23 protein-coding genes, 1 tRNA gene and 2 pseudogenes are annotated in these 22,942 nt (G+C 64.3%); 18 read left to right on the top strand and 8 right to left on the bottom strand.

All coding sequences use genetic code 11. The features are described from left to right. The 3 genes and pseudogenes from DCD74_RS07435 to DCD74_RS07425 all read left to right on the top strand — a co-directional run bounded on the left by DCD74_RS07435 (nucleotide 1) and on the right by DCD74_RS07425 (nucleotide 1,958). The gene (locus tag DCD74_RS07435) at nucleotides 1-744 is read left to right on the top strand and encodes a cytochrome c1 (RefSeq protein WP_112926749.1); all 744 of its coding nucleotides are present in this window, start codon (nucleotides 1-3) and stop codon (nucleotides 742-744) included. 65 nt (nucleotides 745-809) lie between these two features. After that, nucleotides 810-1,443, top strand: a pseudogene (locus DCD74_RS07430) (glutathione S-transferase N-terminal domain-containing protein). Then, nucleotides 1,440-1,958 carry a ClpXP protease specificity-enhancing factor gene (locus tag DCD74_RS07425; protein ID WP_112926748.1) on the top strand — a complete coding sequence of 173 codons (519 nt, stop codon included), beginning with the start codon at nucleotides 1,440-1,442 and terminating at the stop codon, nucleotides 1,956-1,958. Before DCD74_RS07430 ends, DCD74_RS07425 begins: the two are co-directional and overlap by 4 nt. Nucleotides 1,959-1,964: 6 nt before the next feature. Here DCD74_RS07425 and DCD74_RS07420 read toward each other — a convergent pair whose 3' ends face one another. The 4 genes and pseudogenes from DCD74_RS07420 to DCD74_RS07405 form a co-directional block, all read right to left on the bottom strand. Continuing rightward, nucleotides 1,965-2,303, bottom strand: coding sequence for a DUF3301 domain-containing protein (locus DCD74_RS07420; RefSeq protein WP_112926747.1), 339 nt, complete (start codon nucleotides 2,301-2,303; stop codon nucleotides 1,965-1,967). A gap of 13 nt (nucleotides 2,304-2,316) precedes the next feature. Beyond that, on the bottom strand, nucleotides 2,317-3,009 hold the full coding sequence (locus tag DCD74_RS07415; RefSeq protein ID WP_217424242.1) for a DUF2272 domain-containing protein: 693 nt from the start codon (nucleotides 3,007-3,009) through the stop codon (nucleotides 2,317-2,319). A gap of 339 nt (nucleotides 3,010-3,348) precedes the next feature. After that, a pseudogene (gene nadC / locus DCD74_RS07410) lies at nucleotides 3,349-4,231 on the bottom strand (carboxylating nicotinate-nucleotide diphosphorylase). Continuing rightward, entirely contained in the window at nucleotides 4,228-4,491 is a 264-nt protein-coding gene (locus DCD74_RS07405; RefSeq protein WP_112926745.1) for a Trm112 family protein, read from the bottom strand. Before DCD74_RS07405 ends, nadC begins: the two are co-directional and overlap by 4 nt. A gap of 56 nt (nucleotides 4,492-4,547) precedes the next feature. Between DCD74_RS07405 and purE the strand changes: the two genes are divergently transcribed. Genes purE through DCD74_RS12680 form a run of 3 tightly spaced genes read left to right on the top strand, consistent with a single transcriptional unit; the run spans nucleotide 4,548 to nucleotide 6,851 of the window. Continuing rightward, nucleotides 4,548-5,060 (top strand): 5-(carboxyamino)imidazole ribonucleotide mutase, encoded by a 513-nt coding sequence (purE, locus tag DCD74_RS07400; RefSeq protein WP_112926744.1) that lies wholly within the window; start codon nucleotides 4,548-4,550, stop codon nucleotides 5,058-5,060. Continuing rightward, nucleotides 5,057-6,199: a 5-(carboxyamino)imidazole ribonucleotide synthase gene (locus DCD74_RS07395; RefSeq protein ID WP_112926743.1), complete on the top strand. Its 1,143-nt coding sequence runs from the start codon at nucleotides 5,057-5,059 to the stop codon at nucleotides 6,197-6,199. The genes purE and DCD74_RS07395 overlap by 4 nt, the downstream gene beginning before the upstream one ends. Before the next feature lie 19 nt (nucleotides 6,200-6,218). Beyond that, nucleotides 6,219-6,851, top strand: a complete 633-nt coding sequence (locus DCD74_RS12680; protein ID WP_162615942.1) for a hypothetical protein — start codon at nucleotides 6,219-6,221, stop codon at nucleotides 6,849-6,851. Nucleotides 6,852-6,919: 68 nt separating this feature from the next. Here DCD74_RS12680 and sodB read toward each other — a convergent pair whose 3' ends face one another. Then, the gene (gene sodB, locus DCD74_RS07385; protein ID WP_112926741.1) at nucleotides 6,920-7,498 is read right to left on the bottom strand and encodes a superoxide dismutase [Fe]; all 579 of its coding nucleotides are present in this window, start codon (nucleotides 7,496-7,498) and stop codon (nucleotides 6,920-6,922) included. 107 nt (nucleotides 7,499-7,605) lie between these two features. Between sodB and grxD the strand changes: the two genes are divergently transcribed. The 6 genes from grxD to ppnN all read left to right on the top strand — a co-directional run bounded on the left by grxD (nucleotide 7,606) and on the right by ppnN (nucleotide 14,371). Then, nucleotides 7,606-7,926 (top strand): Grx4 family monothiol glutaredoxin, encoded by a 321-nt coding sequence (gene grxD / locus DCD74_RS07380; protein WP_112926740.1) that lies wholly within the window; start codon nucleotides 7,606-7,608, stop codon nucleotides 7,924-7,926. Between the two features lie 8 nt (nucleotides 7,927-7,934). After that, complete coding sequence (locus DCD74_RS07375; RefSeq protein ID WP_237049561.1) at nucleotides 7,935-8,699, top strand: SDR family NAD(P)-dependent oxidoreductase; 765 nt, start codon at nucleotides 7,935-7,937, stop codon at nucleotides 8,697-8,699. 30 nt (nucleotides 8,700-8,729) lie between these two features. Beyond that, nucleotides 8,730-9,335, top strand: coding sequence for a YhgN family NAAT transporter (locus DCD74_RS07370; RefSeq protein ID WP_112926739.1), 606 nt, complete (start codon nucleotides 8,730-8,732; stop codon nucleotides 9,333-9,335). 224 nt (nucleotides 9,336-9,559) lie between these two features. Continuing rightward, nucleotides 9,560-9,943, top strand: coding sequence for a carboxypeptidase-like regulatory domain-containing protein (locus tag DCD74_RS12970; protein ID WP_237049560.1), 384 nt, complete (start codon nucleotides 9,560-9,562; stop codon nucleotides 9,941-9,943). Then, a complete protein-coding gene (locus DCD74_RS07365) occupies nucleotides 9,940-12,867 on the top strand; it encodes a TonB-dependent receptor plug domain-containing protein (protein WP_237049559.1) in 2,928 nt (975 codons plus the stop codon). Before DCD74_RS12970 ends, DCD74_RS07365 begins: the two co-directional genes overlap by 4 nt. A 97-nt stretch (nucleotides 12,868-12,964) precedes the next feature. Then, complete coding sequence (ppnN, locus tag DCD74_RS07360) at nucleotides 12,965-14,371, top strand: nucleotide 5'-monophosphate nucleosidase PpnN (protein WP_112926738.1); 1,407 nt, start codon at nucleotides 12,965-12,967, stop codon at nucleotides 14,369-14,371. Between the two features lie 15 nt (nucleotides 14,372-14,386). Here ppnN and DCD74_RS07355 read toward each other — a convergent pair whose 3' ends face one another. Further along, the gene (locus DCD74_RS07355; protein ID WP_162615941.1) at nucleotides 14,387-15,394 is read right to left on the bottom strand and encodes a sensor histidine kinase; all 1,008 of its coding nucleotides are present in this window, start codon (nucleotides 15,392-15,394) and stop codon (nucleotides 14,387-14,389) included. Nucleotides 15,395-15,571: 177 nt separating this feature from the next. On the opposite strand from DCD74_RS07355, the gene DCD74_RS07350 reads away from it, so the two are divergent. The 6 genes from DCD74_RS07350 to DCD74_RS07325 are packed head-to-tail and all read left to right on the top strand — an operon-like array spanning nucleotide 15,572 to nucleotide 22,112. Next, nucleotides 15,572-16,081: a GspH/FimT family pseudopilin gene (locus DCD74_RS07350; RefSeq protein ID WP_217424241.1), complete on the top strand. Its 510-nt coding sequence runs from the start codon at nucleotides 15,572-15,574 to the stop codon at nucleotides 16,079-16,081. Between the two features lie 7 nt (nucleotides 16,082-16,088). Next, entirely contained in the window at nucleotides 16,089-16,535 is a 447-nt protein-coding gene (pilV, locus tag DCD74_RS07345) for a type IV pilus modification protein PilV (RefSeq protein ID WP_112926735.1), read from the top strand. Beyond that, nucleotides 16,532-17,536 (top strand): prepilin-type N-terminal cleavage/methylation domain-containing protein, encoded by a 1,005-nt coding sequence (locus tag DCD74_RS07340; protein WP_162615939.1) that lies wholly within the window; start codon nucleotides 16,532-16,534, stop codon nucleotides 17,534-17,536. The genes pilV and DCD74_RS07340 overlap by 4 nt, the downstream gene beginning before the upstream one ends. Continuing rightward, entirely contained in the window at nucleotides 17,533-18,099 is a 567-nt protein-coding gene (locus tag DCD74_RS07335) for a pilus assembly PilX family protein (protein WP_112926733.1), read from the top strand. Before DCD74_RS07340 ends, DCD74_RS07335 begins: the two co-directional genes overlap by 4 nt. Nucleotides 18,100-18,112: 13 nt before the next feature. Beyond that, nucleotides 18,113-21,679 carry a pilus assembly protein gene (locus DCD74_RS07330; protein ID WP_112926732.1) on the top strand — a complete coding sequence of 1,189 codons (3,567 nt, stop codon included), beginning with the start codon at nucleotides 18,113-18,115 and terminating at the stop codon, nucleotides 21,677-21,679. Between the two features lies 1 nt (nucleotide 21,680). Beyond that, on the top strand, nucleotides 21,681-22,112 hold the full coding sequence (locus tag DCD74_RS07325; RefSeq protein ID WP_269467323.1) for a type IV pilin protein: 432 nt from the start codon (nucleotides 21,681-21,683) through the stop codon (nucleotides 22,110-22,112). Between the two features lie 82 nt (nucleotides 22,113-22,194). Here the strand turns inward: DCD74_RS07325 and DCD74_RS07320 are convergent. Further along, nucleotides 22,195-22,271 (bottom strand) — tRNA-Asn (locus tag DCD74_RS07320). Nucleotides 22,272-22,330: 59 nt separating this feature from the next. Beyond that, the gene (locus DCD74_RS07315) at nucleotides 22,331-22,876 is read right to left on the bottom strand and encodes a GspH/FimT family pseudopilin (protein ID WP_112927729.1); all 546 of its coding nucleotides are present in this window, start codon (nucleotides 22,874-22,876) and stop codon (nucleotides 22,331-22,333) included. Between the last annotated feature and the right edge of the window lie 66 nt (nucleotides 22,877-22,942).

Genomic DNA, 22,942 nt, shown 5'->3' with positions numbered 1-22,942 from the left:
ATGAAGAAGCTGCATCTCACTCTTGCCGCGCTGCTGGCCGGCCTGCTGTTCGCGGGCGGCGTGCAGGCCTCCGAAGGCGGCGCACTGCAGCAGTCGGGCGTCGATCTGAACGACCAGGCCTCGCTGCAGCGTGGTGCCAAGTACTACATGAGCTACTGCTCCGGCTGCCACTCGCTGAAGTACATGCGCTATTCGCGCATCGGCGAGGACCTGGGCCTGACCGAGGACGAGGTCAAGCAGAACCTGATGTTCAAGGACGGCGTCCAGATCGGCGAGACCATCAACACCGGCATGAGTCCGGAGTTGGGCAAGGAAGCGTTCGGCAAGGCACCGCCGGACCTGTCGGTGATCTCGCGCGTGCGCGGTCCGGACTGGGTCTACACCTACCTCAAGTCCTTCTACCTGGATGACGCGCGCCCGCTGGGCTGGAACAACACGCTGTTCCCGAACGCGTCGATGCCGAACCCGCTGTGGGAACTGCAGGGCCTGCAGCACCCCGAGTTCGGTGCCGCCGAAGCGGGTGGCGAGCGCCCGGTGACCGGCCTGACGGTGACCCAGCCGGGGCGGCTGAAGCCGGCGGAATTCGACCAGGTAGTGCGCGACATCAGCGCCTTCCTGGCCTATACCGGCGAGCCGGCCGGACTGAAGCGGCAGAACCTGGGTGTCTGGGTGCTGCTGTTCCTGGCCTTCTTCACCTTCATGGCATGGCTGCTCAAGAAGGAATACTGGAAGGACGTGCACTGAGACCGGACGCGGGCCTGATGGCCCGCGTCGCATATGGGGCGGCAGGAAAGGAGATGATGACGATGATGGCGACAACCTCGCGGGTTCGTAACAACCTGACGCTGTTCTCCGGCGTTGACGACGTGCTTTCGCACCGCGTCCGGCTGGTGCTGGCGGCGAAGGGCGTGAGCTACGACTTCATCCCCGATCCGACGCGTCCGCCCGAGGATCTCATCGACCTCAACCCCTACCACTCGGTGCCGACCCTGGTCGAGCGCGACCTGGTGCTGTACGCGGCCTCGGTGGTGAGCGAGTACATCGACGAGCGCTACCCGCACCCGCCGCTGATGCCGATCGATCCGCTGTCGCGTGCGCGCCTGCGCCTGGCCATGCTGCGTATCGAGCACGACTGGGTGCCGCAGGTGCAGGCCATGCAGCTCGGCAACAAGACCCAGTCCAATGCCGCCAAGAAGCGCCTCAGCGAGCTGCTGGTGCAGTCGGTGCCGCTGTTCAAGGCGAGCAAGTTCTTCCTCAACACCGAAATGAGCCTGGCCGACTGCGCCATCGCGCCGATTATCTGGCGCCTGGATTCGCTCGGCGTGGCGCTGCCGAAGGACGGCGGCAAGGCGATCGAGGACTACGGCAACCGCATTCCGCAACCCGGGCTTCGTGCGCAGCCTGACCGAGGAAGAAAAGAAGCTGCGCGACATCCCCGCGTGAGTGGGGATTCGCCGGTGGCGGCGGTCAGCAGCCAGCGCCCCTACCTGCTGCGCGCTATCCACGAGTGGATCAGCGACAACGGGATGACGCCGCACCTGCTGGTCGATGCCGCCTATCCCGGCGTGCACGTGCCGCCGGGCACCGCGAAGGACGGCAAGGTGGTGCTCAATATCGCCGACCGCGCGGTGGGGCAGCTCAGCCTCGGCAACGACTACATCACCTTCGGCGCGCGCTTCGGCGGCGTCGCTCACGAAGTCTTCGTGCCGGTCGCGGCGGTGCTGGCGATCTATTCGCGCGAGACCGGGCAAGGCATGGCGCTGCCGGCGGAGGAAGTGGATGAGGAAGCCGCTTCGTCCACCCCCGCTGCATCCGATACCCCGGCACCCGAACGCCCGCGCCCGACCCTGTCGGCGGTGCCGGCACCATCCGGCGAAGGCGAGGGCGACGACCCGTCGCCGCCGGACGAACCCGCGCCTGGCGGTCCGAAGCGCCCGCAATTGCGCGTGGTGAAGTAAGCCGCCTCAGTCGTCGAGGTTGAGGCTGTTGACCTGGCCGTCCTCGCGGACCGGCCCGACGAAACGCACCAGTTCGCCGCCTAGCAGCGACAGGTTGCCGGCATGGCGGTCGCTGCCGTCGCGCGAGTATTCGAAGCGGTAGCTGCGTTCCAGCCCGAGCCAGCCGTCGGGTTTGCGGCGGATGCGCATGCCGGTGGTGTGCACGCTTTCATCCAGCCATTGCACGCCGTTGCGCCGGCAGGCGCGCTGGCCGACTTCGTGGGCGATCTCGGCGGCGCGGCGTGCGCTGTTGAACCATGCGCCGCCCACCACCACCGCGATCAACAGCCAGAGCAGCCAGTCCATGTCCATGCCGGGCTCAGGGGCGGGTGAGCTTGAGCAGCACGGCCCAGTTCTGCCGGTTCATGCTGCACGACGCCTCGTTGGCGGGCGAGCAGGAGGCGTCCTGGCCGTCCTCGTCGGAGCCGACCCACTGCGTGCTGATCGGTCGCGGCAACAATGCGCGGCCGCCGGCATCGAGCGTGAGCTTGCGCATCGTCACCATGTTGGCGACGTTGCCGCCGACCAGCCAGACCTGGTTGCCGTTGAGCGAGACCGCGATGTCGCAATGCGATAGCAGGCCGCCGCCCGAATTGGCCAAGAAAGTTTTCAGCCCGCCGAAGCCGACCACGCTGCTGCTGTTGCGCACGTAGCAGAGCATGTCGCCGGGCTGGATCGGGGTCTGGTTCGGGTCCTGGAAGCTGTAGGGGCTGGTGGCCGAGCCACTGGACGCGGCGCGGATGTAGTCGATGTGGCGTGGCGACAGGCGGAAGCCCTGCACGCCGGCCTGTGCCATCACGTAGGACACGAAGGCCGCCGACCATGCCACGTCGCTGACGAAGGCGCGGCACTCGCTGCGTGCGAAGGTGGAGCCGTACGGGTTCTGGCACTGGTAGGCGCCGGCCTGGTTGCTGTTGACCATCTCCTGCAGGGTGCCGCTGTCGCGCCAGTAGGCGGCGACGCGTGCCCACGGCTCGTCGCCGTCGTTTGAGCCTGGCGCGTTCGGACTCACCGACGCGGCGGCTGGCCAGCCGGCCATTGGTGTCGATGAAGGGCTGGTACCAGGCGACGTGCTCGCGCAGGGCGATCTGGGTGATCTTCGATGCCGTCGAGGTGCCCATCGGGAACTGCATCGGCGGCACGCGATAGGCCGGCGTCTGGCTCTGCATCGGCGGCGTCTGCGGCTGTGCGGGCGCGACCGGCACGCCATCCGGTTTGGGTGCGGGCTTGGGCGGCGTGCTGGCGCAGGCGGCCAACATCGAAACGGCCAGGGTGATGAGGGCGGGCCGGGTCAGGTGCTTCGTCATGAAGGGCTTCCGGTCGTGGGCGGGACAGGCTGCCACGAATCGGCTCAAGCTGCCGTGGACGGCGGCGGCCCGAGCTTCATCGACAGGTCGATGGCGTGGACGTGCTTGGTCAGGCCGCCGATGGAGATGTAGTCGACGCCGTCCTCGGCGATGCCGCGCAACGTGGTCATGTCCACGCCGCCGGACACTTCCAGCGGGATACGGCCAGCGAATTCGTCGCGGGCGATGCGCACCGCCTCGCGGCGGGTGGCGGCGTCGAAGTCGTCGATGAGGACGCGCGTGCAGCCGACCGTCAGCGCGTCGCGCAGCTGGTCGAGGGTTTCCACTTCCACGATCAGTGGCAGGCCGGGATGTCGCGTCGTCGCCTCGCGCGCGGCGGCGGCCAGCGAGCCGAAGGCGCGGATGTGGTTTTCCTTCAACATCACCGCGTCGAACAGGCCGATGCGGTGGTTGAAGCCACCGCCCATCCGCACTGCGTATTTCTGCGCCATGCGCAGGCCGGGGATGGTCTTGCGGGTGTCGAGGATCTTGGCGCCGGTGCCGGCGACCGCATCCAACGTACTGCGCGGTGGTGGTGGCCGTGCCCGAGAGCGTCTGCAGGAAGTTGAGCGCGGTGCGCTCGGCGGTGACCAGCGCGCGGCTCCGGCCTTCCAGCGTGGCGATGACGGTGCCCTTGGGCACGCGGTCGCCTTCGTCGATGCGCCAGTCGATGCGCACGTGCGGGTCCAGCGCGCGATGCGTCGCGTCGAACCACGGCCGGCCGGCGATCACCGCATCCTCCTTGCACAGCAGGTAGGCGATGTCGCGGCCGTCGGGCAGCAGGCCGGCGGTGACGTCGCCTTCGCGGACGTCTTCGGCCAGCGCCCGGCGGATGTCGTCTTCGACCATCGCCTGATCGGGCGGGACCACCTGCGGCGTCATGGTCATGCCGCGAGGCCGTCGATGGAAGCCGCCTCCAGCCCTTCCTCGGGCAGCAGTACCGGGATGCCGTCGTCGATGCGGTAGATGCGCCTGCCGTCGCGGGTGATGAGCGCTTCGCGCAATGCCTCGGCCTGCGCGTGCTCGCCGAAGCGCACGCCGCCGGTGGCGATGGCCGCGTTGAGCGTCTTCAGCCGGTCGCCGTCGAGCAGGGCCAGCGGCTGGCGGGTGACCGGGCAGGCGAGGATGTCGAGCAGCTTCTTGTCCATGGCGTGGCATCGCGTGGCGGGGTCGTTAGAATACGTCTTTAGGCACGGGGACCTCCATGAACGCCGCCGACCAAGCGCCCCGCGTGGGCATCGTGATGGGCTCGCGCTCGGACTGGGAAACGATGCAGCACGCCGCGCAGAAGCTTGAAGCGCTGGGCGTGCCGCACGAAGTACGCGTGGTCTCCGCGCATCGCACGCCTGACGTGCTGTTCGAATATGCCGAAACCGCCGCGTCGCGTGGCCTGCGCGCGATCATCGCCGGCGCCGGTGGGGCGGCTCATCTGCCAGGGATGCTGGCCGCCAAGACCGCGGTGCCGGTGCTCGGCGTGCCGGTGCAGTCGAAGGCGCTCAACGGCATGGATTCGCTGCTGTCGATCGTGCAGATGCCGGCGGGAATTCCGGTCGCGACCTTCGCCATCGGCAATGCCGGTGCCGCCAATGCCGCGCTGTTTGCCGCCGCGATGCTGGCCGCCGACGATGCCGCCATCGCCGCCGCGCTCGACGCCTTCCGCCGCACGCAAACCGAAGCGGTGACCGCGGCCGACGACCCGCGCATCGAGGCGAAATGACCACGGTCGGGATTCTTGGCGGCGGGCAGCTGGCCCGGATGATGGCGCTGTCCGGCGCGCCGCTCGGCCTGCGCTTCCTCGTCCTCGACAACGTGGCCGATGCCTGCGCCGGGCAGTTCGCGCCGATGGTGGTGGGCGATTACACCGACGAAGCCGCGCTGGCCGAATTCGCTTCACGCATCGATGTCGCCACCTTCGATTTCGAAAACGTGCCGGCCAGTTCCGCCGAGTGGCTGTCCGCACGCGTGCCGGTGTTCCCGAGCCCGCGCGCACTGGCCGTGTCGCAGGACCGCCTCGCCGAGAAGACCCTGTTCCGCGAACTCGGCATCCCGGTGCCGGGTTTCGTCGATGTGCCCGACCGTGCCGCGCTGGATGCGGCGGTCGCGGAACTCGGCACGCCCTGCATTCTCAAGACCCGCCGGCTCGGCTATGACGGCAAGGGCCAGTTCCGCATCAAGACGATGGCCGATGTCGATGCGGCGTGGGACGCGCTGGGCGAGCAGGCGGCCCGCGTCGGCCTGATCCTGGAAGCCTTCGTGCCGTTCCAGCGCGAGCTGTCGGTGGTGGCCGTGCGTGGCCGCGATGGCGAGTTCCGCAGCTGGCCGCTGACCGAGAACTGGCATGTTGATGGCGTGTTGTCGGCCAGCCTGGCGCCGGCCCGCGTGGACGCGGCGATGGCGGCCAAGGCGATCGCTCACGCACGCGCGTTGGCCGAGGCGATGGACTACGTCGGCGTGTTCGCGCTGGAGCTGTTCTGCCGCGACGGCGAGCTGCTCGCCAACGAGATCGCGCCGCGCGTGCACAACTCCGGCCACTGGACGATCGAAGGCGCGGAAATCTCGCAGTTCCAGAACCACCTGCGCGCCGTGCTCGGCCTGCCGCTGGGCGACACCCGCATGGTCGGCCACGCCTGCATGCTCAACTGGATCGGCGAGATGCCGGATGCCGACGCCGTGCTGCGCGAACCCGGCGGCCACTGGCACGACTACGGCAAATCCGCGCGTGCCGGGCGCAAGGTCGGCCACGCCACGCTGCGCGCCGATGCGCAGGCGGAACTCGCGGACGCGCTGCAACGCGTCGGTGCCGCGCTGGGCCGTGAAGCGCAGGTGCTGCCGGTGATTCACGCCCTGCAGACCTGAGCCGCGCGAGGCTTCGGGCATGGACCTCCATGGCCCGCTGATTCTCATTGCCGTCTTGGCCGCTGGTTCGCTGGCCGGCTGCCATGCGCCCTCCGATCCCCCATCAACCACGCGCGCGCCTGCAGGCGACGCGCAGACCACCGCGCCTGACGCGCCGGCTGAAGCGCCTTCGACGCCGCCACCCGCGTCGGATGCCACGCCTCCGCCTGCGGAAGTCCCCGCGACACCGCCGGCCACGCCATCCACCGACTTCGCCGCCGCACCCTCGAAGGGCACGGTCATCCGCGCCAACTGCCGGATGGGCGGCTGCTGGTGGTATCGCTTCGACGAAGTCGTGCGGGAAGACGCCGCACCGCCGCGCTACCGGCTGCGACTCACCGGCGGCGAATCCAGCCACGGGCAGGACCCGTATCCCGCAAATGCCGAGGGCGTCGATATCAAGTGGGATGCGAAATCCGCCGCGGCCACGGTCGCCTGTTCGCGCGAGGCGCCCAAGGTCGCCTACGAAGGCGATGCGCGCACGCTCAGGCTCAATCCGCAGGGCGTCTCGGGCGTGGAGCAGGGCGTGGCCAATCTCTACTTCGCCACCTGCCACGGCGAATATGGCGATGACGGCAAGCTGGCGGCGAAATACGGCTACGACCTGAAATAGTCCGCCGCCACATCCCCGCCCACGAAAAAGCCGGCTTGCGCCGGCTTTTTTTCCCGCATCGAAACCGCTTACTTCATGTTCCTGGCGACGAAGTCCCAGTTCACCAGGTTCCAGAAGTGCTCCAGGTACGTCGGGCGGGCGTTGCGGTAGTCGATGTAATAGGCGTGTTCCCACACATCGCAGGTCAGCAGCGCGGTGTCCTCGCCGGTCAGCGGCGTGCCGGCGTTCGACGTGCTCACCAGCGCGACGGTGCCGTCCTTGCGCTGCACCAGCCAGCCCCAGCCGGAACCGAAGGTGCTGACGGCGGTCTTGGTGAACTCTTCCTTGAACTTGGCGAAGTCACCGAACGCCGCGTTGATCGCGTCGGCCAGCTTGCCGGTCGGCTCGCCGCCGCCTTCGGGCGACAGGCAGTTCCAGTAGAAGGTGTGGTTCCAGACCTGCGCGGCGTTGTTGAACATGCCGCCCTGCGACTTGCGGATGATGTCTTCCAGCGACATGTCGGCGAACTCGGTGCCCTCGATCATCTTGTTGAGGTTGTCGACGTAGGCCTTGTGGTGCTTGCCGTAGTGGTAGTCGATGGTCTCGCCGGAGATATGCGGCTCCAGCGCGGTGCGGTCGTAGGGAAGGGCGGGCAGCTCGATGGCCATGTCTGGCTCCTTTGGTTGATTGGGAACGGCAGGCGGGTGCCGGTACACTGTTCATTCTAAATCCCCACGCTGTTGCCGGCCCGTCAAAGGGCGGCGAGGAAACCCCCATGTCGGTCGTCGAACGCATCAAGAACGAAGTCGAAACCCATCCCATCGTGCTGTTCATGAAGGGCACGCCGCAGTTCCCGATGTGCGGTTTCTCCAGCCGCACCGTGCAGGCCCTCAAGGCCGCCGGCGCCGAGCAGCTGCACAGCGTCAACGTGCTGGAAGACCCGGAAATCCGCGCCAACCTGCCGCGCTATTCCAACTGGCCGACCTTCCCGCAGCTGTTCGTCAACGGCGAGCTGATCGGCGGCTGCGACATCACCATCGAACTGTACGAATCGGGCGAGCTGGCCCGCATCGTCGCGGAAGCCGGCAAGGCGTGAATCCGGGCGTGGACAAGCCGCTGGACGGCCGCGTCATCCTCGTCGCCGGTGCCACCGGTGGATTGGGCGAGGCGGCTTCGATCGCCTGCGCACGCGCCGGCGCGACCCTCGTCCTGCTCGGCCGCAACGTGCGCCGGCTAAACAAGGTCTACGACGCCGTCGCCAAGGCCGGCCCCGAGCCGCTGCTCTACCCGATGGACCTGGAAGGCGCATCGCCCGACGACCACCTGGAGCTGGCATCGCGCCTCAAGGACGCCTTCGGCCGGCTCGACGGCCTGCTGCACTGCGCCGCCGAATTCCGCGGCCTGACCCCGCTCGAATACACCGACCCGGCCAACATCGCCCGCGCCTTCCAGATCAACGTCACCGCGCCGATGTGGCTGACCAGCGCACTGCTGCCGGTGCTGAAACTGTCGGATGACGCTTCGGTCGTGTTCGTCGTGGACGATGCCGACCACGTCGGCAAGCCGTTCTGGGGCCCGTACGCCGTGAGCCAGCAGGCCCGCGCCGCGCTGGTGCCGATGTGGGCGAAGGAGATGGAAGGCGCCAGGGTGCGCATCAGCGGCCTGCAACCCGGCCCGATGCGCAGCGGCCTGCGTGCCAAATCCACCGTCGAGGACATCGACCCGCGCCTGCGCGAGCCCGTCGCCTACGCCGATGACTGCGTGCGCCTGCTGTCCGCCGCCGGTGCGCAGTGGAACGGCCGCATCGACCGGGTCATGGCGCCCGAACCCGCGCCGCAACGCGTGGTGCTGCCCACGCTGTCCGCCTGACATGGCCCCGATCCGACGCCTGCATCGCCCATGACCATCGCCTCGGCCGCCCTGCTGCTGTTCCTGATCCTCGACCCACTGGGCAACGTGCCGGTGGTGTTGAGCCTGCTGCGTTCGCTGCCGCCGCGCCGCCAGCTGGTGGTGATCGCCCGCGAACTGCTGATCGCGCTGGGCGTGCTGCTGCTGTTCCTGTGGTTCGGCAAGTACGCGCTGGACGCGATGCACCTGCGGCAGGAGTCGGTGTCGATCGCCGGCGGCATCGTGCTGTTCCTGATCGGCATCCGGATGATCTTCCCGACCGCCGAGGGCGTGATGGGTGAACTGCCGGATGGCGAGCCCTTCATCGTCCCGGTCGCTATCCCGATGATCGCCGGGCCGTCCGGCATGGCCGCGGTCATGCTGATGGGCACCCAGTACCCCGACCGGATGGGCGAATGGAGCCTGGCGCTCTTCATCGCCTGGCTGGGTTCGGCGGCGATCCTGATGATGGCGCCGCTGTTGTACCGCCTGCTCGGCCGCCGCGTGCTGACCGCGGTCGAGCGCCTGATGGGCATGCTGCTGGTCGCCATTTCGGTGCAGATGTTCCTGGATGGCATGGGCCAGTACCTGACCAGTCTTCCCGCCGCAGGCGGCTGAGCCGGGCAGGCGCGGGTGCGCGAAACCCGCATTCATTTTCGTGACGAAGACAAGTCCGAATCTGGAACGGTTTTTTCCGTTATTTCAATGACCTGCGGCCTGTCATGGCACTGTCACGCGGCGTGGATACCGTGTTAATCTGTTGTTAACCCTTCGGCCCGGTACTGACGTCCTCTGTCCCGGGCTTTCGTTCGTTCCAGCTCAACCTTGTCGAGGCAGACGCGATGAATCGCACGCATACCCTTCGCCGTTCCAAGCTCGCGCTTGGACTGATCGCCGCGCTGGCCGCGGCCCCCGTGTTCGCGCAGAGCACCTCGTCCGGTGTGGGCGGGCAGGTGACGGGCACCAACGGCCAGCCGGTCTCCGGCGCCGAAGTGACCATCACCCACGTCCAGTCCGGCACGGTCAGCCGCGTGACGACCGATGCGAACGGTCGCTACAGCGCGCGCGGCCTGCGCGTCGGTGGTCCGTACACCATCACCGTCAACAAGGCGGGCGAGGGCAGCGACACCGAGAACAACGTCTACCTGCCGCTTGACCAGGCCGCCACCGTCAACGCGCGCAGCTGGGCAGCGCGGGCGCCACGACCGGCAACCTGGACACGGTGACCGTCGTCGGTACCGCCGAGGCTTCGGTGTTCACCCAGGACAACAAGGGTGTCTCGACCAACCTGTCGCAGCGCGACCTGCAGAACCTGCCGGCGCCGAACCGCTCCATCCAGAACATCGTGCGTGCCGATCCGCGCATCGTCGTGACCGACCGCGACCGCGGCGCGTTCTCGGCCGTCGGCCAGAACTTCCGCTACAACTCGATCACCGTCGATACCGTCAACGCCGGTGACCCCTTCGGCCTGAACGACAACGGCCTGCCGACCAAGGGCTCGCCGATTTCGCCGGACGCGATCGAGGAATACAGCATCTCCACCGCCAACTACGACGTGTCCACCCGTCGTGGCGTGGGCGCCAACGTCAATGCGGTCACCAAGAGCGGTACCAACAACCTGCACGGTTCGCTGTACTACTCGTTCCAGAACGCCGATTCGATGATCGGCGAGAACCAGGCCGGCAAGAAGTGGAGCGGCTTCGAGCGCACCTGGACCGGTGGTGCCACGGTCGGCGGCCCGATCATCAAGGACACCCTGTTCTTCTTCGCCTCCTACGAGGAAACCCACCAGAAGTCGCCGGGCGCGATCTGGGGCGTGAAGGGTTCGGGCGCCACCAACGAAGCGAACATCGACCAGGCCACGCTTGACCAGATCGTCGCCATCGCCAAGGCCAAGGGCCTGACCCCGGGCGGCGTCGAGGCCTCGAACACCGACATGACGTCGAAGCGTGCGCTGGCCAAGATCGACTGGAACATCAACAGTGACCACCGCGCCAGCCTGCGCGTGAGCCAGACCAAGGAAGTCGAGCCGATCATCGTCGCCGGCAGCGCCAACATGCTCAGCCTGTCCAGCAACTGGTACGTGCTGGACAAGAAGAACAGCAGCGCGACCTTCAGCCTGTATGACAACTGGACCGAGAACTTCTCGACCGAATTCTCGTTCGGCCGCAGCAAGTTCACCCAGAACCGCGATCCGCTGGTCGGCGGCGCGCAGCCGAACGTCACGGTCAACACCGTGCGCAACGGCCCGGGCGTGCGCTTCGGCACCGAGTTCAGCACCCAGGCGAACCGCCTGGAAGTCGAGAGCACCAACGCCTACCTGGCCGGCAACCTGTACCTGGGCGACCACGAGCTGAAGGGCGGCGTCGACTACCAGTCCGACAAGCTCTACAACCTGTTCCTGCAGGGTTACTTCGGCAGCTACACCTTCAACAGCATCGCCGCATGGCAGGCCGGCACGCCGGTCGACAGCTACACGCTGAACATCCCGGCGCCGGGCTACTCGCTGGACAACATCGCCGCACGCTTCACGATGAAGCAGTACGGCGCGTTCCTGCAGGACACCTGGCAGGTCAACGACAACCTGTCGATCCAGTACGGCCTGCGCTATGACACGGTCAGCGTTGATCCGCTGCCGACGTTCAACCCGTGCTTCGCCGCGGCACCGGGCACTCCGGTGGTGTTCGCCCAGTGCGCCACCTCGATCATCAACGCGAACAACCCGAACGCAGCCAAGGGTGGCTTCGGCTTCACCAACCAGGGCACCATCGACGGCCTGAGCGTGCTGCAGCCGCGTGCTTCGTTCAACTACACCTTCGATACGGACCTGATGCTGCAGTTCCGTGGTGGTATCGGCCGCTTCATCTCCAACACCCCGGCGGTGTGGGTGGCGAACCCGTACTCCGGCAACGGCGTCGCCCGCGCCAGCTACACCACGGCCGCCAACTTCATCGCCGATCCGTACGGCCAGGTGCCGTCGGGCACTGCTAGCAAGCCGGGCACCGGCAGCGCGCGCATGGCGGTGGATGTCGTCGACCCGAACTTCGAGCTGCCGACCGTCTGGAAGACCAGCCTGGGCTTCGATGCCGAGACCCCGTGGTGGGGCACCGTCTTCACCTTCGACGTCGAGCACATCAACGTCGAGAAGGGCATCTTCTACCAGAACCTCAACCTGGGCGCCCCGACCGGCGTGCTGCCGGATGGCCGCTACAGCTACTCGCGCTTCCCGACCCAGATCCCGACTTCGGCCAACCAGCGCTGGAACGCCAACCCGTCGTTCGGCAACAGCGGCAGCAGCACCGTCATCTACCTGACCAACACCGACAAGGGCAGCGCGACCAGCTGGAGCGTCTCGCTCAAGAAGCCGATGCGCGAGCATTGGTCGTGGATGGTGGGCGGTACGTTCAGCCAGTCCACCGAAGTCAACCCGGGCACATCGAGCGTCGCCAACTCGAACTACAACAACAACTACTGGTACAACCCGAACGAGGAGATGGCCGCGGTTTCGAACTACTCGATCCCGAAGCGCCTGATCGCCTCGATCACCTGGGCCGACAAGCTGTTCGGTGACTACGAGACCTCGATCAGCGCGTTCTACGACGGCCACAGCGGCGCGCCGTACAGCTGGGCCTTCGGCAACGACGCCAACAACGACGGCTACTTCCGTGATCTGGCCTTCGTGCCGGGTTCGTTGAGCGACGTCGAGTTCACCGCCGACGTCACCCAGGCCCAGAAGGACGCGTTCATGGCCTACATCCAGAACGATAAGTACCTGAGCGAGTACATGGGCAAGGTGTTCACCCGCAATGGTGCGCGCTCGAACTGGCTCAACCAGCTCGACCTGAGCATCCGCCAGCAGATCCCGGGCTTCTTCAAGGGCCACAAGGGTGAGATCCGCCTGGACGTCTTCAACTTCACCAACCTGCTGAACAAGAAGTGGGGCGTGGAGCGTCGTGCGTCGTTCCCGCTGGAGCGTTACCTGGCCGACACGGCGGGTTACAACCCGGCGACCGGCAAGTGGATCTATGACATCAACGATGCGAAGTACGGTGGTGCGGGCGTCTACACGCCGGCTGAAATTCCGGTCAACGAGTCGCAGACCCCGTCGCAGCGCTGGTCGCTGCTGATGACGGTCCGCTACAGCTTCTGATCGAAACGTCGCAATGCATTACGAAACGGCCGGGGAAACCCGGCCGTTTTCGTTTCCGCGGGTGTCGGAGGCGAAGCGGCTGCGCTAAAGTCGCCGGATGCACAACGACGCCCAGAATCCCGCCGGCCCCCACATCGAGGCCACCCTGCCCACCGCCAGCGCCAGCATCTACCCGAAGGGTGGGCTGGATGTGCTCTCCCGCGAGGAAGTCGCGCGCCTCAAGGACGCCTCGGGCGGCGGCATGCACGAGCTGCTGCGCCGCTGCGCGCTGGCCGTGTTGACCAGCGGCAGCGCCTCCGACGACCCGCGTGCCGCGCGCGAGCTGTATCCCGACTTCGACATCGAAGTGCTGCAGCAGGATCGCGGCATCCGCATCGACCTGCACAACGCGCCGGCGATGGCTTTCGTCGACGGCAAGATCATCCGCGGTGTCGCCGAGCTGCTGTTCGCCACGGTGCGCGACCTGGCCTATGCGGCCATCGAGCTCGGCCCGGAATATGCGGACGAACTCGAAACGACCGGCGGCATCACTGACTCGGTGTTCCGCGTGCTGCGTAATGCGCGCGTGCTGCAACCCATCGAGCCCAATCTCGTCGTCTGCTGGGGTGGTCACTCCATCTCGCGCGACGAATATCTCTACACCAAGGAGGTCGGCTACCAGCTCGGCCTGCGCGGCATCGACATCTGCACCGGCTGCGGCCCGGGTGCGATGAAGGGGCCGATGAAGGGCGCGACCATCGCGCACGCCAAGCAGCGCAAGCCGCGTTCGCGCTACATCGGCATCACTGAGCCGGGGATCATCGCGGCGGAATCGCCGAACCCGATCGTCAACCACCTGGTGATCATGCCGGACATCGAGAAGCGCCTTGAGGCCTTCGTCCGCATGGCGCACGGGATCATCGTGTTCCCGGGCGGCGTCGGCACCGCCGAGGAAATCCTGTACCTGCTCGGCATCCTGCTGCGCGAGGAGAACAAGGACATCGAGTTCCCGCTGGTGTTCACCGGGCCTACGTCGGCGGCGCCGTATTTCGAGCAGATCGACCGCTTCATCCGCCTCACGCTCGGCGACGAGGCCGCGCAGCGCTACCGCATCATCACCGGTGATTGCGAGGAAGTGGCGAAGCACATGTCGCGCGGGATCCGTCGCGTGCGCGAGCAGCGCATCGCACAGAAGGATTCGTTCTTCTTCAACTGGCGCCTGCATGTGCCGCTGGAATTCCAGCAGCCGTTCGAGCCCACGCACGAAGAGATGGCCGGCCTGGACCTGCACCATGGGCGCAAGCCGCACGAACTCGCGGCCGATCTGCGTCGCGCGTTCTCAGGCATCGTCGCCGGCAACGTGAAAGAGCCGGGTATGCGCCGCATCGAGCAGTTCGGTCCGTTCGAGATCCATGGCGCGCCGGACATGATGGCGTCGCTGGACGCGCTGCTGCGGGCGTTCGTCGAGCAGCGCCGCATGAAGATCGCCGGCGAGTACAAGCCCTGCTATCGCGTGGTCGCCTGATCGGGCGAAACGCGGCTAAATGGGCAGGATGATCTCGGCGATGAAGCGCCCTGCATCCTGCCGGGTGCGCAGTTCCCCCAGCCCGGCGGTCATCGCTTCGATGCGGGCGCGGCTGGCCGCCAACCCGACCTGATGGCGTGGCGTGGCCGGTGATTCCCCGGCCAACGGGTTGCTGACGCGCAGGATGACTGCGTTGGTATCCGGTATCACGTCGATGATTACGTCGCCGGTGCCCGGACGTGCTTCGATGCCGTGATGGATGGCGTTTTCGGCTAATGTCTGCAGGGCGAGTGTCGGTACGTTGATGTTCGGTAGCGGCACGGGAAGGTGCCAGCTCACCGACAGGCGATCGCCAAGGCGCAGCTGTTCGATCTCCAGATATCGCCGGGTCAGCAGGAGTTCCTGCTCCAGAGAAGTCTCCTCGTTGCCGGACAGCGCGGCACGGAAGAGATCGGACAGGTCAAGCAGGACGTGCTCTGCTTGGTCCGGCTGGTCGTGCACCAGGGCCGTTGCGGTATTGAGCGTGTTGAAGAGGAAGTGGGGATTGACGCGGGCACGGAGGGCGTCGAGTTCGGCTTGCTTGGCCCGGTATTCCTGGGTCTGCGCGGTCCAGTGGCTGCGCAGCGCGATGAGCCCGAACAACAGCATGCAGAGCATGGAGCCGAAGAGGCGCACGCTCGTGGACCACCACGCATAGCCCTGTGGTGCGGTAGACGGCAACAGCCACTGCGACAGCCATCCTGACAACACGGTCATCAGAAGCAACAACCCCGTCACCAACGCGACCAGCGCCGATACGGGCCAGGTCCGCACATGGCCACGCAACATGTACAGCACGGCGAGCGAGAACAGGCTGATCCATTGGATCGAGAACGACAGGAGGCCGAAACGGATCAGTCGGGCGCCTTCGGTTTCGGGCGCCAAGGCGAGGATGATGGCCAACAGCTCGCCCGCAGTGAAAACGCTCAGCAGTGTCGTGGGCTGGAACAGCGTATCTACGGGGTGGTGGAGGCGGTTGGCCATGGCTTGCATCTTAGTCGCGACGATTGACGGGGATGACCGCTGGCGCGGCCTCGGGTGCCGTTTGTCGCCCGGAGCATCCGCTAAGCTACGTCCGCGCTAGGGTGCGATCACGTATAAAAGGGGCTCGGTGTGGATGAGATGAGTGCTCGGGGGAGCAGGCAACGCGGCTTCACGCTGGTGGAGCTGGTTGTGACGGTGGCGATCGGGGCGATAATCGCGATGATCGCGGCACCAAGTTATCAGCAGATGACCCGCAGGAGCCGCCTGGCTACGGCGGGAAACGAGCTGATCGCTTCCATGCAGACGGCACGGGTGGCCGCTGTATCGCGGCGCCAGACGGTTTCAGTTTGCCCGAGTGCGAACGGCACGAGCTGTGATGTCGCAGCGGGCACGCGTTGGATCGTGCTGACCGCCGGCAATGCCGTGCTGCGGGATTTCACCCTGCCCCGGGGAATCACTGCCCAGGGCAGCCCGAATCTTTCAGGCGCCAACTTCCGGATCACGTTCGGCCCTTCCGGTTTTTCCAAGGCGGGTACGGGCGCAGCGGCGCCAACCACGGCCACGCTGGCCGTGTGCGGTAGCGACATCAATGGCGACAACGCGATGGACATCACGGCGGCCATGGGGCGGATTTCGTCCGCAAGGCGCAATGCGACCTCCGCTTGTTCAAACCCTGCGGAGCGATGAGGGAAAAATGAAAACAAGGTTCAAGGAGTTCAAGGCGGGACGCGCACAGGCAGGCGTCGGCTTGCTTGAAGTGCTGATCGCGGTATTGGTGCTCGCCATCGGGATTCTTGGTATCGCCGCCTTGCAGGCGATCACATTGAAGAATTCCGGAAGTTCCGCCGCCCGCACCCAGGCATCCATGCAGGTGTATTCGATGTTCGACATCATTCGTGGCAACCGCACGAACATCGGTGGATACAACACCAACACGTATCAGGCGGGTGACGGCGAGGGCACCGCAGGCACGATGCAGGGTTGGCTCGACAACCTGAAAACGACGGTATCGCCCGATGCCACCGGCAAGGTCATCTGCGAAGTCGACACGGAAATCTGTGAGGTGGGCGTGCAATGGAACGACGAGCGTGCCACTGGCGGCAGCCAGACCCAGGAACTCGTGATCCGGAGCCGCATATGAGCCCGCGCCGTTCGTTCCAGGCTGGTTTTTCGCTCATCGAGTTGATGATCTCGCTTGTATTGGGCTTGCTGGTAATCGCCGCAGCCGGAGGAATTTTCCTTTCGAACAAGCGTGTTTACGGTTCCACGGAAGCGATTAATCGCATCCAGGAAAACCAGCGCGCAGCATTCGAAATGCTTTCACGCGATCTGCGTGAGGCCGGGTCAAACCCATGCACTCGATTCAATGCGGCGAATGGCCCCATCAATCTGCTGTCCGATCGATCCGCCCCCGAATGGGCCAACTTCCAGATGGGTCTGACCGGTACAGAAAGTGGTGCGTCTGACAGTGTGATCGTCTACTTTGCCAATGGCCGTTCAAGGATTACTGGCCATGCCAATCCTACGGCTGATCTAACCGTGAGCAGCACGGCAGGCTTGGCCAACGGACAGACTTTGATGGCGTGCAATGCAGATACGGCCATCCTGTTCTCGGCAACCAAGATCACCAGCGGTGGCACCGTGGTGGGTCACGATGGTGCGGCCAATTGTGGCCAGGGTTTCACACGCAATCCCGATTACACGAAGTGCTCAAGCACGCTTGCCGGCACGGTGGGTTATTGCTTCAGGAGCGTTGACCAGACGACCTGCGGTGCCAGCGCGGAGCGCGGCCGGTCCCCGGCCATGGTGGTGACACCCGCCTCGATTCGCTGGTTCGTGGCTGACAACACCCGCGGAGGCAGTTCGCTCTATCGAACCATCAACGGCGTGACCAGCGAAATTGCTGAAGGCGTGGGTAACCTCCAGCTTTCATACAAGATTGGCAACTCCACTGCATTCGTGGATGCCAACAACGTGCCGGCGGGCCAATGGGTCCTTGTCACTGCCGTACGCGTGGCAATGACAGTGACTGCGATGCAGGGTGCGCAATCCAGTAGTGATATCCGTGGCACGGGGAATCAAGCCCTGAGTCGATCCATGGTCGATGTGGTGGCGCTCCGTAATCATCTGGACATTCAATGAATACCTTCAAGCCCATTACGGCCAGGAAAGACGCGCAGCGTGGTGCAGCGCTCATCGTGGTGCTTCTTCTCCTGATCATCGTGACCCTTCTGGGTCTTGCATCCATGCGTGGCGCACTCATGCAGGAGCGCATGGCGGCCAATACGATGGCGCGTGCAGCGGCATTCCAGGCGGCAGAAGCTGGATTGCGCGAAGCGGAACTTTCAGTGCGGGATGGCGCAATCGCGGTTGCACCTTCGAGTGGTTGCACAAACGGGCGTTGCGCCAGCCCTGACGTCGCGGCCACGCCACCGTGGGAAGTCGACGGGTTCTGGACCAATACGAGTACGCCCGGCTATCGGCAGGGAACCGCATTGGGCACGGGCCCAACGGCCATCAGGCCTCGATACGTGATCGAGGATTACGGCATGTCCACGGGCGGTGCCGCCGCAGGCGGGCAGAGCATCGATGGCTCCAAGGAGCCGGTGGAATCGCCTCCTGACCAGGCTGTTTACCGCATCACGTCCTATGCCACCACGCCCAATGGCGCAGAGGTGGTTCTGCAAACGCTGTACCGTCGATAAGGCGCCGTAGATCATGAAAATCACTCCCAAGCCCCAATCTTTCCACCGCCGCGCTCCGGTTTTCCTGTGCGCGATGGTGTGTACGTTGGCCGGCATGCCCATTCATGCGGCGACGTTTCCCAACAACCCGCTCATTACGGGTGGCGATGGTATTCCGCCGAATATCCTGTTGATTCTCGATGACTCGGGATCGATGGACTATGTGTCCATGCCGACGGATCGGAGCAGTTTGAATGATCAAATTTCGCATCGTTCATATCCGAACAACACTTTATTTTACAACCCCGCGAAAACCTATCTTCCGTGGCGCACCGCAAGCACCGACCTTGATCAACGCTTGGGGAATGCCAGCTACAGATCTGCCGCCACCAGCACTACTTCGCCGAATACCAGCGATGGCTGGAAAAATCTGATTAACAATGCAGATGGTGTTTACTACGTTCCAAAGATTGGTGTGGCAGATCCCGGCACGAACTCCAGCAACTACACACGCTACTTTCTGACGAGCATCGATGGCAATGACGTAGTTGCCACGATAAAAAACAGCAGAACGGAGCTTTACAACGCGACGGTTCAGACGGTCGCTCTATATGGCGGGAACGGGGGGCGTCCGCATACCGAGATCACCGTGAACGTTCCAAACAACACCGAAAAGTTGGAAGTGTATTTGAGCGGCGGGTCGGGAAATGGACGTTTGCGTGTCTACAGCCCGAGTGGCAGTGAGTCGTGCTTCGCCAATGATCGGAGCGACAACGACGAGCAATGCATTCTGGATGGCAGTATCGGCAGTGGTAATAGGACGATTCGCGTTGAGAACAACTCGACGTCCTCGACTTTGGCCAATGCAAACTTGACGGTGTATGCATCAAGGCAGGGAGCGATCGCTGAAACGCCGTCCTACGTGAATGATCAGGGCGTCACCACGCAACGCAGCCAAGCCGACGAGCTGCAGAATTTCGCCAACTGGTATCAGTACTTCCGTTCGCGTTCCAAGACCGCGAAAGCCGGTGCTTCGGAAGCTTTCGGCCGCCTGGGCAGTCGCTATCGTGTGGGTTTCGATACGATCTGGAACAGAGGCGGAAGCAATCGCAATGTCTCCGGCTCCAACCCGGCATTCCCCATTCCTGTAGGGACTGATGACGGCTTGTTCCAGGGAACCAACCGCAGCACTTTTTATACCCGGCTTCAGGGGGCGGGAGCGGACAGTGGCACGCCGTTGCACGGCGCCTTGGATCGTGCCGGGCGCTACTTCATGACGGATGCGCCTTGGAAGGATACAAGTGGGCGCATGTTGAGCTGCCGCCAAAACTATGCCCTGCTCACCACGGATGGTTTCTGGAACAACAGGGCGAGTGACGCTGGGTACACGAGTAATGTCGGAAATGCAGACTCAGGATCAACGTATTCGGATAATTATTCGAATACGCTGGCAGATGTTGCATATTACTATTGGAAAAATGATCTCAAGACAGGGGCGGGGTGGACGAATAACGTGCGTCCATCAACTGCTGATCCGGCCACATGGCAGCATATGGTGACGTTTGGTGTCTCGATCGGGCTTCAGGGAAGGCTCAATCCGAATAATCCGCCGCCCGCCACCTGGGCGGATCCGACGGACACCGAGGACGCGGATCGTATCGACGATCTATGGCATGCGACACTCAATGGTCGCGGTAAGTTCGTGGTGGCGGGTGATGCTGACGCGTTTGCTGATGCACTCAAGGCGGCCTTGGATACGATTTCCCAGCGCACGGCGTCGGGTTCCAACATTGCATCCAGCTCGACCAAGACGGATGCAGGAACCCTGACCTTCTCTGCGAAGTTCACTTCGGGCTCCTGGATTGGCGACATGTCCGCCAGCCCATTCAACGCCGCGCTGACGGGGGTGTCGACCACTCCGAACTGGACGTTGTCCAATACCTTCGCTTCGGGGCAGGTGAATGCCGATTTCGCCACCCGTTTTGTACTCGCGACCTATAACGATCTTCCGGTTCGGTTTGATTCCAGTTACGCGGGCGTAGCGGATTTCGAGCGTACGGCAGGCCTGGACGCCGTGTCCGGTGCGGACAACATCCGTTACATCGTCGGCGATCAAAGCAAGGAAACGGGTCGCACCAACGGAACACTCCGTGCGCGCGCCTATCCGATTGGCGATATCGTTGATTCTTCCCCTTCTTACAGCACTGATACAAGCACGGTGTATGTGGGTGCGAACGACGGCATGATGCATGCCATTGATGCAACCAACGGCAAGGTGTTGTTCTCATATATTCCGAAGGGTATGAAGGCTGCCGACCTGAAAACGCTCAGCAGTACCGAATATGCGCACCGCTATTTCATGGATGGCCAGATCGACGTCATCACCAGGAGTCGCCAGGGTTATGGCAAAAACATCCTGATTGGCGCACCGGGGCGTGGTGCCAAGGGCGTGTTCGCGCTGGATGTGACCAGCCCCTCCACCATGTCGACCGCCGGCTTCCTGTGGGATCGCACGGGCGATACCGTGGATGCGGATATGGGTTACGTGTTTGGCAACGTCCGTTTGCGTCAAAGCAACAAGCTGGACGCGTCGGGCAATCGGAAGATCTTCGCCTTCGTGCCCAATGGCATTGACAGTAACGGAGGCAAGGCTGTCCTGTTCGTGTATGAATTGAGCAGCACGGGCATGATCGATCAGACCTACAAGCTCACCACGGATTCGTCCACCGGGAATGGCATGATGTCCACCGGACTGGCCGACCTCGATAACAACGGCACCATGGACACCGTGTACGGCGGGGATCTGCTCGGACGGGTCTGGAAGTGGGATATTTCGGTCCTCGATGCCACTCATCCCATGCCCACTGCCGGCACGAAACTGTTCCAGGCCACCGATGGAACGAATGCCCAGCCGATCACCGGCGGCATTGGCGTGGCGCGCGACGCCAATGGTCAGGTCTTTGTCGGCTTCGGTACTGGACGCCTGATTTCGCTGTCTGATCTTCCGGGTAACGCAAGCTATGTCGAGCAGACCCAGAGCATCTATGGCATCAAGGACAGCAGCGCCTTGGTGACGCGTGCGGAGCTCCAGGCGCGCACCATCCCGTTCACGGGCACCATGAATGGTGCGCCGGTTCGTGGATTCGAGGTTTACTCCGACCTGCCCGCCAGCAAGAAGGGGTGGTACATCAATCTCGGTATCCCGGCGGCTACTTCCGCGGGAGAGCGTGTGATCACGTCGCCCTCGATCGTGGGGTCGGCCATGTGGCTGACTTCGGTGATTCCTGCGCAGGGTAGCGATTGTTCCGGTGCGTTGGGCAGCGGCTATCTCAACGTAATGAATATCTTCACGGGTACCAGTCCTCAGCAGAACAGCTTCTTCGATACCGATGCCACAATCCCGGGTGCGAACAACTCGACCGGTTTGGTGGGATCCATGGGGATAGTGGGTGGCATGCCTACGGAAGTGAATGTCACTTCGCAGTTGGCTACCGTCGGTGATGGTGGCGGTGGATCGCCGTTGAGCTACAAGCGCCGCTTGCCCCTTGGTGGTGTTCCGCAGCGTATGACATGGCGCGAAGTCGTGCCGGCGGATAATTGAGATGAAGGCGGTGATTCTGATGAAATCAAATAAGCGTACCCATGCAGGTTTCACGCTGATCGAGCTGATGATCGTGGTGGCGATCCTGGGCATTCTCGCCTCGATTGCCTACCCCAGTTATACGCAGTGGATCATCAAGTCCCGTCGTGCGGCGGGCGCGAGTTGCATGTTGGAGATGGCTCAGTTCATGGAGCGCTACCAGACCACCAACATGACTTATGTCGGTGCGGCTCTGCCCGCGACTGCCTGCGTAGAGGAGACGAGCAAGTACTACGGGATTGCCTTGAATGGCGCGGCAACGGGAAGCACCTATGCCTTGCAGGCCGTTCCGACGGCAGCCCAGAGCGACGGAAAATGCGGCACGCTTGGGATTGACCAGAAAGGAACCAAGACCAAGAGCGGCAGCGCGAGCAGCGTGGCCGATTGCTTCTGATTTGAGTGTATGGTCGAGTGGTCGATCCTGACCGATGGCAGAAATAAAAACGGCCTGCGATACGCAGGCCTTTTTATATATCTGGCGCCCGAAGTTGGACTCGAACCAACGACCCCCTGATTAACAGTCAAGTGCTCTAACCGGCTGAGCTATTCGGGCGGGGTGGGCGCATATGCTAGGGCGAGGCAGGCAGCCGGTCAAGTGCGTCGGGACGGGAATCAGCCGGGGCAGGGAGTGGAGGCCTTGAGCCTTTCCGACCTGATCCGCCCTGCATTGTTCACCACCACCCGGGCGGCAAGCGTGTCCCCGGCGCAGACGTTGATGGTCAGGTTGGTGCCCGAGTTACGACCGTCTGGCAGGTAGCGGACATAAGAGCGCCCAGAGCCGGAAATGATGCGGATCCCGTCATCCCGGCGCTGTCGAACGGTTGATGGGCCGGTCACCGGCACGATCAGCGGATTGCCCCTGCCGTGGAACCCCATCCAGCCCCCATCCCATCGCCCATCGGTGCGGCAGAGGACGCCATCATCGCTGGGGCATAGGACATAGCTCCGATTGCGGCTGATCGCGCTGATTCGGGCGAGTGCCAGGTCGGTGCTCAAATCGGACACCGCGCTCCTGACCCTGGCCGCCTGCAGCAGACTGCCGAACGCCGGCATCGCGATGGCTGCGATGATCGAAGCGACCCCCAGTGTCACGACGAGCTCGACGAGCGTCATGCCACGGATACGGTGACCGAAGGGTGGGTGCGTGGGCAGCGGCATGGTGGGGGTCCGGATCGGCCGCAGCCAGCTTCGGTGGGCGCGCTTCCGCAGCTGAATCGGCCTGCT

Source organism: Lysobacter oculi, assembly GCF_003293695.1.
GTDB lineage: Bacteria > Pseudomonadota > Gammaproteobacteria > Xanthomonadales > Xanthomonadaceae > Solilutibacter > Solilutibacter oculi.
The sequence above is the reverse complement of the archived record's forward strand: the minus strand, read 5'-3'. Positions and strand labels throughout refer to the sequence as shown.